16 protein-coding genes are annotated in these 14,299 nt (G+C 66.0%); 12 read left to right on the top strand and 4 right to left on the bottom strand.

The annotated features are described in order from the left end of the window. The first annotated feature begins 16 nt into the window (after positions 1-16). The 5 genes from IR187_RS12975 (at position 17) to IR187_RS12955 (ending at position 5,488) form a co-directional block, all read left to right on the top strand. Positions 17-349 carry a DUF736 domain-containing protein gene (locus IR187_RS12975; protein WP_058807793.1) on the top strand — a complete coding sequence of 111 codons (333 nt, stop codon included), beginning with the start codon at positions 17-19 and terminating at the stop codon, positions 347-349. A 3-nt stretch (positions 350-352) separates the two neighbouring features. After that, positions 353-1,081, top strand: a complete 729-nt coding sequence (locus IR187_RS12970) for a lytic transglycosylase domain-containing protein (RefSeq protein ID WP_137867268.1) — start codon at positions 353-355, stop codon at positions 1,079-1,081. Between the two features lie 223 nt (positions 1,082-1,304). Next, positions 1,305-3,047 (top strand): relaxase/mobilization nuclease domain-containing protein, encoded by a 1,743-nt coding sequence (locus tag IR187_RS12965; RefSeq protein WP_058807794.1) that lies wholly within the window; start codon positions 1,305-1,307, stop codon positions 3,045-3,047. 18 nt (positions 3,048-3,065) lie between these two features. Continuing rightward, positions 3,066-5,060 (top strand): conjugal transfer protein TraG, encoded by a 1,995-nt coding sequence (locus tag IR187_RS12960; protein ID WP_058807795.1) that lies wholly within the window; start codon positions 3,066-3,068, stop codon positions 5,058-5,060. Then, positions 5,057-5,488, top strand: coding sequence for a hypothetical protein (locus IR187_RS12955; RefSeq protein ID WP_058807796.1), 432 nt, complete (start codon positions 5,057-5,059; stop codon positions 5,486-5,488). Before IR187_RS12960 ends, IR187_RS12955 begins: the two co-directional genes overlap by 4 nt. Here the strand turns inward: IR187_RS12955 and IR187_RS16900 are convergent. From IR187_RS16900 to IR187_RS12935, 4 genes are read right to left on the bottom strand one after another with little or no spacing between them, the layout of a single operon-like run. Then, on the bottom strand, positions 5,464-6,435 hold the full coding sequence (locus tag IR187_RS16900; RefSeq protein WP_324187697.1) for a JAB domain-containing protein: 972 nt from the start codon (positions 6,433-6,435) through the stop codon (positions 5,464-5,466). The genes IR187_RS12955 and IR187_RS16900 overlap by 25 nt on opposite strands. Then, positions 6,384-6,872, bottom strand: coding sequence for a hypothetical protein (locus IR187_RS16895; protein WP_058807797.1), 489 nt, complete (start codon positions 6,870-6,872; stop codon positions 6,384-6,386). The genes IR187_RS16900 and IR187_RS16895 overlap by 52 nt, the downstream gene beginning before the upstream one ends. A gap of 41 nt (positions 6,873-6,913) precedes the next feature. Beyond that, positions 6,914-7,243, bottom strand: coding sequence for a hypothetical protein (locus tag IR187_RS12940; protein WP_058807798.1), 330 nt, complete (start codon positions 7,241-7,243; stop codon positions 6,914-6,916). Positions 7,244-7,301: 58 nt separating this feature from the next. Further along, positions 7,302-7,820: a helix-turn-helix transcriptional regulator gene (locus IR187_RS12935; protein WP_058807799.1), complete on the bottom strand. Its 519-nt coding sequence runs from the start codon at positions 7,818-7,820 to the stop codon at positions 7,302-7,304. Positions 7,821-8,038: 218 nt separating this feature from the next. Here IR187_RS12935 and trbB point away from each other — a divergent pair, with 218 nt between their 5' ends. Genes trbB through trbL form a run of 7 tightly spaced genes read left to right on the top strand, consistent with a single transcriptional unit; the run spans position 8,039 to position 14,295 of the window. After that, positions 8,039-9,019, top strand: a complete 981-nt coding sequence (trbB, locus tag IR187_RS12930; RefSeq protein ID WP_058807800.1) for a P-type conjugative transfer ATPase TrbB — start codon at positions 8,039-8,041, stop codon at positions 9,017-9,019. After that, positions 9,019-9,351, top strand: coding sequence for a TrbC/VirB2 family protein (locus IR187_RS12925; RefSeq protein WP_058807818.1), 333 nt, complete (start codon positions 9,019-9,021; stop codon positions 9,349-9,351). The genes trbB and IR187_RS12925 overlap by 1 nt, the downstream gene beginning before the upstream one ends. Next, a complete protein-coding gene (locus IR187_RS12920) occupies positions 9,351-9,620 on the top strand; it encodes a VirB3 family type IV secretion system protein (RefSeq protein WP_058807801.1) in 270 nt (89 codons plus the stop codon). The genes IR187_RS12925 and IR187_RS12920 overlap by 1 nt, the downstream gene beginning before the upstream one ends. Beyond that, a complete protein-coding gene (trbE, locus tag IR187_RS12915) occupies positions 9,617-12,058 on the top strand; it encodes a conjugal transfer protein TrbE (protein ID WP_058807802.1) in 2,442 nt (813 codons plus the stop codon). The genes IR187_RS12920 and trbE overlap by 4 nt, the downstream gene beginning before the upstream one ends. Then, positions 12,055-12,765, top strand: a complete 711-nt coding sequence (gene trbJ, locus IR187_RS12910) for a P-type conjugative transfer protein TrbJ (protein ID WP_058818526.1) — start codon at positions 12,055-12,057, stop codon at positions 12,763-12,765. The genes trbE and trbJ overlap by 4 nt, the downstream gene beginning before the upstream one ends. A gap of 1 nt (position 12,766) precedes the next feature. Further along, entirely contained in the window at positions 12,767-13,018 is a 252-nt protein-coding gene (gene trbK-alt / locus IR187_RS12905; protein ID WP_058818527.1) for a putative entry exclusion protein TrbK-alt, read from the top strand. Next, entirely contained in the window at positions 13,015-14,295 is a 1,281-nt protein-coding gene (gene trbL, locus IR187_RS12900; RefSeq protein WP_058807803.1) for a P-type conjugative transfer protein TrbL, read from the top strand. The genes trbK-alt and trbL overlap by 4 nt, the downstream gene beginning before the upstream one ends. The last annotated feature ends 4 nt before the right edge of the window (positions 14,296-14,299 follow it).

The following is a 14,299-nucleotide window of genomic DNA, read 5'->3' as shown; positions in this document are numbered from 1 at the left end:
ACGAGGAACAGACATCATGATGATCGGAAGCTTTCAGACCGCAGGCGAGGGCTATGCGGGATCGATCCGGACCCTCCTGCTCGACGCGATGATCGCGATCGTTCCGGCTGCGCCGTCCGACGCCGAAAACGCGCCGGGCTGGCGGGTGCTGCTGGTCGAGGCCGACGATGGCGTCGAGATCGGAGCGGGCTGGGACCGCACCGGCGAACGCGCCGGTTCCTTTATCGCGCTGCAGATCGACGACCCGGCCTTGCCGTCGCCGCTGCGCGCCAACCTCATTCGCTCCACGCGACACGAGGACGAATATCATCTGCTCTGGTCGCGCCCGGCACCGCAGGCGAAAGGCTGAGTGATGCGGCCTTTGGCTCGCTCGGCGCGCTTCCGCGCGATGCGCATCGCCGGTGCCGCTTTGCTGGCGCTCGCGGCGCTGCCTGCCGTTCCGGCGGCAGCGCGCGAGCGGCCTGTCGCTGCGCCTGCCGCTCATCCTTATGCGCCCCATGTCAGCGAGGCTTCGCAGCGGTTCGCCATACCCGAGGCATGGATATGGCGCGTCATGCATGTCGAAAGCCGGGGTCGATCGCGCGCCGTGTCGCACGCGGGGGCAATGGGGTTGATGCAGATCATGCCGGGGACTTGGGCCATGCTGACTGCAAGATACGGGCTGGGGTCAGACCCCTTCGACGCGCGCGCGAACATCCATGCCGGTGCTGCCTATCTGCGCATGATGTGGGACCGATATGGCGACGTCTCGCTCATGCTCGCCGCCTATAATGCGGGACCGGGCCGCGCCGACGCCTATGCGGTGGGTCGGCGCCGACTTCCCGCAGAGACCATCGCCTATGTTGCCGCGATTGCACCGGCGATCGGCGCATCGGGCATCGCTTCGCTCGCCCCCGCGCCGACACCGACGGCACCGTCCTGGCGCAGCGCTTCGCTGTTCGCCGAACGCCCCGGCGACGATGCGGCCGCGCTGCCCGGTGCAGCTCCGCTGCAATCCGGGCGCAGCGCCGATGCAGCGGAACGTGCGCCACCTCGCGCGCCTGCGGCGCTCTTCGTTCCGCTTTCCGGCCGCGACCAATGATCTGTCGCGCCTCGGTTTCGATGCCTTGCCCGGACCTGTTGGCTCGGGTGTTCTGGCTCGTCTGGAAGGGGAAGGGGGCAGGGCAAGATAAAAGACCGGCCAGCTCGCTGGCGGTATGTGGTTGGTTTGTCTCAGCTTTTGCGTATGGCACGCGGCCCGCCGTGCCATATAGCGGGCAGTTTACGCCTTTCCTTTCAACGGCTTGCCGTCTGGCACCCCGCCGATGAGCGACGACGACCAAGATTTCCGGGTCAGGCCGGGACGGGGGAGAGACGCGGGGGCGGGTTCCGCCGGTCGCGGCAAGCGGCTTGCGGCGGAGGTGCGGCGTGCGGCCGCGCGTTCGGGCGCGACGCGGCTCCGGCGCGCGGGGCCTTCGCGCGGCGGGACCGGACGTCATGGGCGCGGCCGCCGGGCGCTCGCGGTCATCCGGCGCGGTCCCGCGATGCGCCGTGTCACCGTGATGGCGCGGATCGTCCGGCATCGCGGCGCAGGGTTTCGTGCCGCCCCGCTCGGACGCCACATAGCCTATCTCGAACGCGACGGCGTGACCCGCGATGGACGCGACGCCTCGATGTTCGATGCCGCCGGCGATGAGGCCGATCGCGGCGGCTTCGCTGAGCGCTGCGGCGGCGATCGTCACCACTTCCGCTTCATCGTCAGCCCCGAGGACGCGGCCGAGCTTGGCGACCTGCGCGGCTACACGCGCGACCTGATGAGCCAGCTCGAGGTCGATCTCGAGACGCGCCTCGACTGGGTCGCGGTCGATCATTGGAATACCGACAATCCGCACATCCATGTCCTTGTGCGCGGGGCCACGGCCGATGGCACTGATCTCGTTGTCGACCGGGGCTATATGGCCGAGGGCGTCCGCGGCCGTGCGTCGGAGATCGCGACCCTGGAGCTTGGCCCGAGGAGCGAGCTTCAGGTCGATGCTGCGCTGCGCCGCGAAGTCGAGGCCGAACGCTGGACCAGTCTCGATGCCGAGCTTGCGCGGCGATCGCGCGAGAATGAAATCGTCGATCTTCGCCCGGTCGCCGGGGGCGAGGCCAGGACGGACCGGCATCTGCTGGGGCGTGCCGCGAAGCTCGAGGCGCTGGGGCTCGCCTCGCGTGTCGGACCCGCCCAATATCTTCTCGATCCGGGGGCCGAGGAAAGGCTTCGCACCATCGGGGAGCGCGGCGACATCATCAAGACCATGCACCGCGAAATGGCCGCGCGCGGGATCGCATTCGATGCTTCGGCTCTGGCGATCGGAGAGCAGGGCGAGGGTCCTATAATCGGCCGTCTGGTGGCGCGGGGGCTCGACGACGAGCTCGCGGGTTCTGCCTATGCGATCGTCGACGGGATCGATGGCCGAACCCATCATATCCGCTTTCCCGATCTTGAACGGACCGGCGACGCAAAGCCCGGCGCGATTGTCGAGCTGAGGCACTGGGACGGACGCGATGGCGCCCGCCATATCTCGCTGGCGGTTCGCTCGGATCTGCCGCTGGGCGAACAGGTCGAGGCCCCCGGCGCGACTTGGCTCGATCGGCAGCTTGCCGCGCCCGACCGGTCAATGCGCTCCCAAGGGTTCGGCCGCGAGGTCCGGGATGCGATGAAGGCGCGCACCGCCTTTCTCGAGCGCGAGGAGTTGTTGCCGCGCGACATGGGGCGCCAGTCATCCTGGGAACGGATCGAGATGCTCCGCCGGCGCGAGATGGACGCAGCGGTGGACGCGATCGCGGCGCGAACCGGACTCGAGCATCGGCCGTCGGCGCCGGGCGAGCATGTGAGCGGCATCTACCGCGAGCGCGTGCAGCTCGCCTCGGGACGCTTCGCGATGATCGACGACGGGCTCGGCTTCCAGCTCGTGCCCTGGAGGCCAGCACTTGAGCCGCATCTCGGCAAGCATATCAGCGGAACGGCAACAGCGACTGGCGGCATCGACTGGTCGCTCGGCCGCGGCCGCGGGATCGGCATCTGACCGGACAGGAGAAAACCCATGAACGACCGAATCCTTTGGGGACAAATCACGGTCATCTTTCTGATCGTCCTCGGCGCGGTTTGGACCGCGACGCAGTGGACGGCATGGGAACTTGGCTATCAGGCAGCGCTCGGCGATCCCTGGTTCCGCATATCGGGCTATCCAATCTATCCTCCGCCGGCCTTCTTCTGGTGGTGGTTCGCCTTCGATGCCTATGCGCCGCCGGTTTTCTATCGTGGCGCCGCGATCGCCGCCTCGGGCGGCTTCCTGTCGATCATCGTCGCGATCTTCATGTCGATCTGGCGCGCCCGTGAGCGGCGCCGCGCCGAGACCTATGGCTCGGCGCGCTGGGCTAGCGAACGCGAGGTTCGCTCCGCTGGCATGCTCGGCGAGGACGGGGTGATCATCGGGCGGCTCGGGAAACGCTATCTGCGACACAATGGCGCCGAGCACCTGCTCTGTTTCGCGCCGACGCGGTCGGGGAAGGGCGTCGGCCTCGTCATCCCCACCTTGCTGACATGGCCCGGCAGCTGCATCGTTCATGACATCAAGGGCGAGAATTGGGAGCTTACCGCGGGCTTCCGCGCGAGGCACGGCCGCGTGCTGCTCTTCGATCCGACCAACAAGGCGTCGGCCGCCTATAATCCGCTCTTCGAGGTCCGCCGCGGCGAGTGGGAGGTGCGCGACGTGCAGAATGTCGCCGACGTTCTCGTCGATCCCGAGGGCAGCCTCGAGAAGAGAAACCATTGGGAGAAGACGAGCCACGCGCTCCTCGTCGGCGCGATCCTTCACGTCCTTTATGCGGAGGAGGACAAGACGCTCGCTGGGGTTGCCGCTTTCCTTTCAGACCCGCGCCGCCCGATCGAGACGACGCTCCGGCGCATGAAGACGACGAAGCACCTCGGCACATCGGTTCACCCGGTGGTGGCGGCAGCGGCGCAGGAACTGCTCAACAAGAGCGAGAATGAGCGATCGGGCGTGCTCTCGACCGCCATGTCCTTTCTCGGCCTCTACCGCGATCCGGTCATCGCGGCCGTCACCGGATCGTCCGAATGGAGGATCGCCGACCTCATGGAGGATGATGTCCCGGTCTCGCTCTATCTCGTCGTACCGCCGGGAGACATCAGTCGGACCAAGCCGCTGATCCGCCTGATCCTCAACCAGATCGGGCGGCGCCTCACCGAGGAACTCAATCCCGCTGCGCGGCCGCGTCGGCTATTGTTGATGCTCGATGAGTTCCCGGCGCTCGGGCGGCTCGATTTCTTCGAAAGCGCGCTGGCCTTCATGGCGGGGTACGGGATCAAGGCTTTCCTGATTGCCCAGTCGCTCAACCAGATCGAGAAGGCCTATGGCCAGAACAATGCGATCCTCGACAATTGCCATGTGCGCGTCAGTTTCGCGACGAACGATGAGCGCACCGCCAAGCGCATATCGGACGCCCTCGGGACGGCCACCGAACAAAGGGCGATGAAGAATTATGCGGGCCACCGGCTCTCGCCTTGGCTCGGTCACCTGATGATATCGCGTACCGAGACGGCCCGCGCCTTACTCACACCCGGCGAGGTGATGCAGCTTCCGCCCGACGACGAGATCGTGATGGTCGCGGGTCTTGCGCCGATCCGGGCGCGGAAGGCGAGATATTTTCTTGACGCCCGGTTCAGTGCGCGGATCATTGCGCCACCCGATCGGAAGGCCGGACCAATGAAGCTTCATGACTGGGCGCGGAGGGAAGGAGCTGAGCCTGCGCCCGTTCGCCTCGCATTGCCCGCGCCTGAAGCCAAGGAACAGAACGACAGCGCGAGCGACACTGCGAATAGCGGGATCCGGCAGGAACCAGAGCTTCCGGCACATGAAGACGTCGCGCCGCCAAGCCGTCCGGTGCAGGGCGAGTTCGACTATGCCGACGACGACGCACAGGGCGACGCAGCCCGCGCCCGCGCGGCTGCCGATCGCCGCCTGTCGCGCGCGGCGCGAAATGCCTCGCTCGATCCCGGTGACGGGATCGACCTGTGAGCCGCGCCCATATCAAACAGACGTTTCGCCTCGACGCTGGCCTCGTGCGAAGTTTGGAAGATCGAGCGCGCCAACGCGGCACTACCAAGACCGAGGTCGTGGAAGCAGCGCTTACGGCCTTGTTGCTGCCCCAAGATCAGGACCGTGCTGAGGCCTTGCTGATCCGGCGCCTGGACCGCCTGGTCCGGCTCTTCGAACGGCTCGAATGGCATACCGACCTCACCAACGAGACGCTGGCGCTCTTCGTGCGGCACTGGTTGACCAGCACGACGCCGCTTCCTGACAACGCGCTCGCTGCGGCGCAGGCAACCGGCAAGCGGCGGTGGGAGGGATTTGTCGATGCGCTCGCAAAGCGGATGGACGGCGGCGCGAAACTGGGGGCCGAACTGCGCCGCGGAGACGCTCAGTCGGATCCAGCGAGGAAGTAGGCGCGGAGGCGATGGGACACTTCCGGGTTGAGCTCGATGAAGACGCGGCGACCATCGTAGAGGTCAGGTTTTCGCTCGGTAAGGTTCGCGTCGCAGAGCTTCTGGCAGAGGCGAATAGCGCTGCTCATGGGGATGCTGGGCGTAACGCATAGCGAGGTCACCGAGATGGGCTTTCGTTCGCATTCGTGGATGAAGAGGTCGACCAACATCTCCCACGCGGGATCCCCGAAGAGTTCGGGCGCGCCGAGCAGTTGCTGGCGGAGGAGCCGTCTCCGCATCATTGCGCGGGCATTGGCGAGCGCCAGGTCCTCGCCGTCCGAAGTCTGCTGGCTGCTAGGGCTCCGGAGCGTAAATGGCGCCGCCGCCTCCCGATTGGCTGTCGGATCGCGATTGATGAGGTGATGTGCGCATGCAGTGGTCACGATGATATGGTCGAGCACCTCGATCCCGAGCGAACGGCCTATCTGGTCGAGGCGCCTGGTCACTTCGATATCTTCCGCGCTTGGGCTCGGGTCGCCGCTGGGATGATTGTGCACGAGGATGATCGCGGCGGCGTTCACTTCGAGCGCACGGCGAAAGATCGTTCTCGGGTAGAGGCTGATCTGGGAAATTGTGCCGCGCTGCATCTCTTCGTCGGCGATCAGGCGTTGCGAAGAATCCAGAAACAGGATGCGGAAGCGCTCGTCGGCAAGGCTGCCCATCGACAGTATCAGATACTGCCTGACTTCGGCCGCGAAAGGGTCGATGCGAATCCCGCGGATGTCGGAACTCGCCGCTGCAATTGCGGCGTCGCGAGCGTGAAGGATGAGGGACGCCACGGGAGAATTGCTGCCGACGATCCTTGCTATTGCCTCGGGCTCTTGGGCCCACAGGCGGCCGAGCGACTGGAATTCGTCTAGGAGAGCGTTGGCGACTGCTGCGCCGCGTCCCGGGGCTGCGATTTCCACGAGATGTGCCAAGATGGATCGCTGCCGAACTGCTTCAGGCGACGCTGGTGATGCCAGGTTGCAAGGATCAGCAGGGGCGGCACCAGCCAGGACGATGCGACTTGCATCGTGAGATACACGACAGGACTGATGGAGAGGTCCACGGCTCGGCTCAAGTGGGCGAGCAGGGGCAAAGCATGAAGTATCGCCGCGGGAATGGTCCAGAAGCGGTACGCGACCATCGCCAGGGCGAGCGTCGCCAGAGCTCCAAATGCGTCTTGCGCGAGATAACCAATGTCGAGCGCATGATATGAGACCAAGCCAGAAGCGACCAACAAGCGATCCCAGACCACAATGGTAACTGCGATCGCGACCATCGCCCGCTCGGGCCCGCCACCCTTCCACGCCGCATAGACGAGAGCGATCAGCAATATCGTGGCGAAAATGGCTATGCGCATTCTCGTGACTTTTCATGCGGATCGCTCTCGGTCAATTCGCTTCATGCAGCCGACGAAAGCGGAACGACCTCCGTGTCGGCAACGGACGGGCATTCGCGCAGATCGTACCCGGCCGTTTCCTTGCCAATCTCGGCCAGCTCGTTGTGCGCACGAAGAATACTGCCGCTGACCTTGACGAGCGACATCTGCGCCTCGACCAAGCGCATGATTGTTCCCTGGCCGGTCTTCGCCGGTGCGCCGATCGCGCGCCGGGCCATCACGACGCTGGTGGTGAGCGAAGCCACGGCAATCAGCGCGTCGTCGATACTTCCTTCGGCGTTCGGAACGTCGCGATGCAGCCGGGCCGCCATTGCGGCAATATTCTGAGACATAGGTTCTCCTTCGCCGAAGCCGCAAAGCCTCAGCCAATTGGACCGATTTGAAGAGAGGTCAGTTCTGGATCAGCTGGTTCAGCGCTTGAGCAACGCCGAGACCACCCAGGACAATCCAGACCGCAGCGGCAAGTCCGGCGAGATAAATCCAAAGCCGGTTTGCCGAATTATGGTTGCGCTTGAAAAGACCTCTGAACGGCGGGCGAATTCCCGATGACCCGCCCCGCAACGCCGAACTGTCGTGCAGTTCCATGAGGTTGGGCGAGCCGCCGTCCGGAAACTCGGATCGCACCAAGGCCGGCGTCGCCGGAACCTCCACCGTGTCGTATGTCACTCGGTCGTATTTCTCCTTCATCTGCCGATAGATGAAGGCGGACTCGTTCCGGTCCTGCGCGCCTAGCGTGTCGCGCGCCAGATTCAGGCGCTGATCGACGGTGTGCTTCGAAATATCCAGAAGCCGGGCGATCTCTTTCGAGGTCTTGTGCTCAATGAGCAGGTCCAGGCACGCGCGCTGCTTCTCGGTCAGGCGGTTCCATCGATCTTCATCGTCAGGTGGGTGCGACCCCGAATCATCCATGGTCCCACTCTTGTCACAAAGCCGCCGAGCGCAAGCATCATCGGGGTGAGTCGCGGTAAGATGGCTTCGGACCGGGCCGTCTGCATAGGCAATGGCTAGTCATTCTTTCCGACCGTTTGATGCCCGAAAATCCTTGTTGAAGCTGGCACTTTTCTGCGTCTCTTACTCGTCCCCGTCGAGCCGGGCGCCGTTGCCCGGACCAGCGAACGGGGTTTACAATGGGCGCAGTACCAACCGGCAACGAGCCGCAGGCGCGTGGCGCGCGCATGCTCCGGACCGCGCTTGGCGGCGCCATCGCCGAATGGCTGGCCGACCCCTCGGTCATCGAGATCATGCTCAATCCCGATGGCCGGCTTTGGGTGGACCGGCTGGGCATCGGCATCGCCGATAGCGGCGTCCTTCTCGCCGCCCCCGATGGCGAACGCATCATTCGCCTCGTCGCGCATCATGTCGGCGCTGCAGTCCACGCCGGCTCGCCGCGCGTTTCTGCAGAACTCCCGGAGACCGGCGAGCGATTCGAAGGGTTGCTGCCGCCGGTGGTCGCAGCGCCGACCTTCGCCATCCGTAAGCCCGCCGTCGCGGTGTTCACCCTCCACGATTATGCCGCCGCCGGTATCATGTCGGACCTCTCGGCCGAGATCCTCCGCTGTGCAGTAACCGAGCGAAAGAACATCTTGGTGGCCGGCGGCACCGGTACCGGAAAAACCACGCTTACCAATGCATTGCTCGCGGAGGTTGCGATGACGTCGGATCGTATCGTTCTGATCGAAGATACACGCGAGCTTCAATGCGCCGCGCCCAATCTCGTCGCGATGCGAACGAAGGACGGCGTGGCGACGCTTGCAGACCTCGTTCGCTCTTCGCTCCGTCTGCGGCCTGATCGCATCCCGATCGGCGAAGTCCGGGGAGCGGAGGCGCTCGAGCTTCTGAAGGCTTGGGGCACCGGTCACCCCGGCGGCATCGGCACGATCCATGCGGGGACCGCTCTCGGCGCGCTGCGCCGAATGGAGCAGCTGATCCAGGAAGCCGTGGTGACGGTCCCGCGTGCGCTGCTCGCCGAGACGATCGACCTAGTCGCCGTGCTGGTACGCGACGGCGCCGGGCGACGCCTCTCCGAACTCGCCCGTATCGATGGTCTCGACCCTGCGACCGGCCAGTTCTGCATTGCCCCGCTCATCAACCCCGAAGGAGATATATGATGATCCATGCCTGCCGGCATGGCGCGCGCCGCGCCATGCTCTGTTCGACCGCGCTCATCGTCGCGCTCGCTGTCGCCGCACCGGCCCGCGCTGGCGGCTCGTCGATGCCGTGGGAGGCGCCGCTGCAATCGATCCTCGAGAGCATCGAGGGCCCCGTCGCTAAGATCGTCGCGGTGATCATCATCATCGTGACGGGTCTTAGCCTCGCCTTCGGTGACACGTCGGGTGGCTTCCGCCGACTGGTCCAGATCGTGTTCGGCCTGTCGATCGCCTTCGCGGCGTCAAGCTTTTTCCTCTCCTTCTTCTCCTTCGGCGGCGGAGCGCTGGTCTGATGGAATCGCAGGGCGAGGTCTCAGGCTTCTTCGCGCCGGTCCACCGGGCGCTCGCCGAGCCGATCCTGCTCGGCGGCGCGCCGCGGTCGCTCGCGATCGTCAACGGCACGCTCGCCGGGGCGATCGGCCTCGGTCTTCGGCTCTGGATCGCGGGCCTCGCCATCTGGGCGATCGGCCACGCGCTCTCGGTCTGGGCGGCGCGCCGCGATCCCCAATTCGTCGACGTCGCCCGGCGTCACCTCAAATATCCTGTCTGGATGCGGCCATGATGAACTTCGCCGAATATCGTTCGAAATCCGCCTGCCTTGCCGATTTTCTCCCGTGGGTCGCGCTGGTGGGCGAGGGCGTGGTGCTGAACAAGGACGGATCGCTGCAGCGCACTGCGCGCTTCCGCGGCCCCGATCTCGACAGTGCCACGCCCGCCGAACTCGTCGCCGTGACCTCGCGGCTCAACAATGCGCTGCGGCGGCTGGGTTCCGGCTGGGCGGTGTTCGTCGAGGCGCAGCGACTGCCGGCGAGCGACTATCCGCAGTCGGAGTTTCCCGATCCGGCCTCGGCGCTGGTCGATATGGAGCGCCGCGAGCAGTTCCGGGAGGAAGGGGCGCATTTCGAGAGCCGCTATTACCTGACCCTCCTGTGGATGCCGCCCGCCGAGGATGCCTCGCGCGCGGAAGGGTGGCTCTATGAGGGGATGGCGCGCTCGGGCGTCGACCCGCGCGAGCATATCGCAAGCTTTACCGACCGGACGAACCGCGTTCTCCATCTTGTCGAGGGTTTCATGCCCGAGGCCGAGTGGCTGGAGGACGGCGAGACGCTGACCTATCTGCACTCTACCGTCTCGACCAAGCGCCAGCGCGTTCGCGTGCCCGAGACCCCGGTCTATCTCGACGCGCTGCTGACCGATCAGCCGCTCGTCGGCGGGCTTGAGCCTCGGCTTGGCTCGTCGCATCTGCGGACGCTGACGATTACGGGGTTTCCGTCGTCGACCTGGCCGGGGCTGCTCGACGAACTCAACCGGCTCGCCTTCGCCTATCGCTGGTCGACGCGCGCCATCATGCTCGACAAAACCGATGCGACCAAGCTGCTGACCAAAATCCGGCGGCAATGGTTCGCCAAGCGCAAGTCGATCGCGGCCATCCTGAAGGAGGTGATGACCAACGAGCAGTCGGTGCTCATGGACAGCGACGCCTCGAACAAGGCGGCCGACGCCGACGTGGCGCTACAGGAACTCGGCGCCGATCATGCCGGCGTCGCATATGTGACCGCCACCGTGACTGTCTGGGACGCCGATCCGGCGCTCGCGGCCGAGAAGCTCCGGCTCGTCGAGAAGGTCATCCAGGGCCGCGACTTCACCTGCACGATCGAGGGCATGAACGCGATCGAGGCGTGGCTCGGGGGTCTCCCGGGGCATGTCTATGCCAATGTTCGCCAGCCTCCCATTTCGACGCTCAATCTCGCCCACATGATCCCCCTATCCGCCGTGTGGGCGGGGGCGGAACGGGACGAGCATTTCGGTCAGTCCCCCTTGCTGTATGGCAAGACCGAAGGTTCGACCCCGTTCCGCCTTTCCCTTCATGTCGGCGATGTCGGCCATTGCCTCGTCGTCGGCCCGACGGGCGCCGGCAAGTCGGTGCTGCTTGCCACCATGGCGATGCAGTTCCGCCGCTATGCAGGGGCGCAAATCTTCGCTTTCGATTTCGGCGGTTCGATCCGCGCCGCAGCGCTCGCGATGGGCGGCGACTGGCAGGATCTCGGCGGCGCCTTGCACGACGGCGAAGGCGGCGTGGCGTTGCAGCCGCTCGCCCGCATCGACGAGGCCGCTGAGCGCAGTTGGGCAGCCGAATGGCTCGCCGCGATGCTCGCCGGCGAAGGCGTCGAGATTGACCCGGCCGCCAAGGAGCATCTCTGGTCGGCGCTGACCTCGCTCGCGACCGCGCCAGTATCCGAACGGACGCTGACGGGCCTCGCGGTGCTGCTCCAGTCGATCGAGCTCAAGCAAGCGCTGGCTCCCTATCTGGTCGGGGGTCCCTGGGGCCGGCTACTCGATGCCGACGAGGAGAAGCTCGGCGAGGCGCTGGTGCAGGTGTTCGAGACCGAAGGCCTCGTCGGCGCAGCATCGGCGGGTGCGGTGCTGTCCTATCTCTTCCACCGCATCGCCGGGCGGCTCGACGGGTCGCCGACGCTTATCATCATCGATGAGGGGTGGCTCGTTCTCGACAGTCCGGCCTTTGCCGCGCAGCTCCGCGAATGGCTCAAGACGCTGCGCAAGAAGAACGCGAGCGTGGTGTTTGCGACCCAAAGTCTCGCCGATATCGAAACCTCGAGCATCGCACCCGCGATCATCGAGAGCTGCCCGACGCGCATCTTCCTGCCGAACGAGCGCGCGCTCGAGCCGCAGATCGCTCGCATCTACGAGCGGTTCGGGCTCAACGACCGGCAGGTCGAGATATTGAGCCGGGCAACGCCCAAGCGCGACTATTATTGCCAGTCGCGCCGCGGCAACCGCCTGTTCGACCTAGGCCTCGGCGACATCGCACTCGCCTTCACGGCCGCCTCCTCGAAGACCGACCAGACGCGCATTGGCGAGCTTTTCGCCGCGCACGGCCGCGAGGGTTTCGCGGCCGCCTGGCTCTCCCACCGCAAGCTCGAATGGGCGACCGAGCTGCTGCCTCCCGCAGTCGCCCCCAACCAGGAGTCCCCCCAATGAAGATGAATTTTGCTCGCGTCCTTGCCGCCGCCTTGCTGGCATCCGCCGCGGGTCCGATGGTCGCGGCGCTGGCGATCGCGCAGGTCGGCGGCATCGTCCACGATCCGCGCAACTATTCGCAGAATATCCTGACCGCCGCGCGCACGCTCGAGCAGATCAACAACCAGATCAAACAGCTCCAGAACCAGGCGACCTCGCTGCTCAACGAGGCGCGCAATCTCCAGAGCCTGCCGACATCGACGCTCGGCGAACTGCAGGCGCAGATCGACCAGACCAAGCAGCTGCTGAGCGAAGCCGAAGGCATTGCCTATGATGTCGCCGACATCCGCAAGGGCTTCGAGCAGCGCTACAAGGGCACGGCTTTCTCGGGTCCGGCGTCGGCGCTGGTCGCCAACGCCGAGGCGCGCTGGAAGGACAGCGTCGGCGCGTTCGAGGATGCGATGAAGGTGCAGGCCGGCATCGTCTCGAACATGGGCGGCACCCGCACCTCGATCTCGACCATCGTGGGCGCCAGCCAGGGCGCGACCGGTGCGCTGCAGGCCGCCCAGGCGGGCAACCAGCTGCTCGCCATCCAGTCGCAGCAGATCGCCGACCTCGCCGCCGTCGTGACGGCACAGGGCCGCGCCGAGATGCTCGGTGCCGCGCGCGCAGCGGCGGCCGAGGCCGAAGGCCGCGAACGCTTCCGCCGCTTCCGCAAGGGCAATTGAGATGGGCCGGGCGGGCGGGCTGGTGATAGCGGCAATCGTCCTGGGTCTTGCGCTGACCCTTGCCCTCATCGCTGCGCTCGATCCGCCCGCGCCCCGTGCGTCCGCTCCCCAAATCTCCGGAGCGGACGCACCCCCCGATTATGGCGACACGCTGCGCCGCTGCCGAACCGCCACCGAAGCTGACCCCGAATGCGAGGCGGCGTGGGAAGCGAAACGGCGTCACTTCTTCCGTTCTGGAAAGCCCGAGCAATGAACGACACCGGCGTTATCGACAATTTCCTGTCGGTCTTCTCGACATACATCGACAGCGGCTTCGGGCTGCTCGGCGGCGAGGTCGGGTTCCTCTCCTCGACGCTGATCGTGATCGACGTGACGATCGCCGCGCTCTTCTGGGCATGGGGCACCGACGAGGATGTGCTGCAGCGGCTCATCAAGAAGACGCTTTATATCGGTGTCTTCGCCTTCATCATCGGCAATTTTCAGGCGCTTTCGGTCATCCTGCTCGAAAGCTTTGCCGGCCTCGGCCTGAAGGCGAGCGGCGGCGCGATGGCGATCGGCGACTTCATGCGCCCCGGAATGATCGCCGCGACCGGCCTCGATGCCGCCGAGCCCCTGCTCGATGCGACCGCCGATCTCGTCGGCCCGGTCGGGCTCTTCACCAACTTCGTCCAGATCCTGATCCTGCTGATCGCCTGGGTGATCGTCGTGCTCGCCTTCTTCATCCTCGCGGTGCAGGTCTTCGTCACTATTCTGGAATTCAAATTGGTGACGCTCGCAGGTTTCGTCCTGCTGCCCTTCGCCTTCTTCAATCGCACCGCCTTCATGGCCGAGCGTGTGCTCGGCCATGTCATCTCCTCAGGCATCAAACTGCTCGTGCTCGCGGTGATCACCGGGATCGGCGTCACCCTGTTCGAGCGCTTCATTGAAGCGGGCCTCGGCACCGAGCCGGACATCCGCGAAGTGATGGCGATCGCGCTCGGCGCGCTCACTTTGCTCGGTCTCGGCATCTTCGGTCCGAGCGTCGCCAACGGCATCGTTGCCGGGGGGCCGCAGCTCGGCGCCGGCGCCGCTGCCGGAACGACCTTGGCCGCCGGCGCGACCATCGCAGCCGGAGCCGCCGGGGCGACTCTCGCAACCGGCGCCGCCGCATCGATGGCCGGGAAGGGAGCGGCGGGAGCCTCGCGGGCTGCCGGATCGGCCTCGGCTTCCTATGCCCGCGGCGCTGCAGGCAAGTCCGGGATGCGGGCCTTCGGCTCGGGCATGGCCAATGTCGCGCGCGACGCGGCGAGCAGTGCCGGCTCGCCGCTGCGGCAGGCAGCGGCCAAGCTTCGCCATAATTTCGCCGAGGGGCAGGCCGGCAAGGCCGCGCCTACCGCAGCCGGGGCGGAGCCCTCCGGCCAGCCGGCCTGGGCCGCCGCCATGAAGCGGCGCCAGGCAATCTCCTCCGGCGCCACCATCGGCGCGCAAACCCTGAAACAAGGCGACAGCCATGGCGCAGGTTCATCCCCCGACATCAGCCAGAAGGATTGAGACC

Source organism: Sphingopyxis solisilvae (assembly GCF_015475875.1).
GTDB classification, from domain to species: domain Bacteria; phylum Pseudomonadota; class Alphaproteobacteria; order Sphingomonadales; family Sphingomonadaceae; genus Sphingopyxis; species Sphingopyxis solisilvae.
Note: the sequence above shows the minus strand (reverse complement) of the source record. Positions and strands in the feature narration are given on the sequence as shown.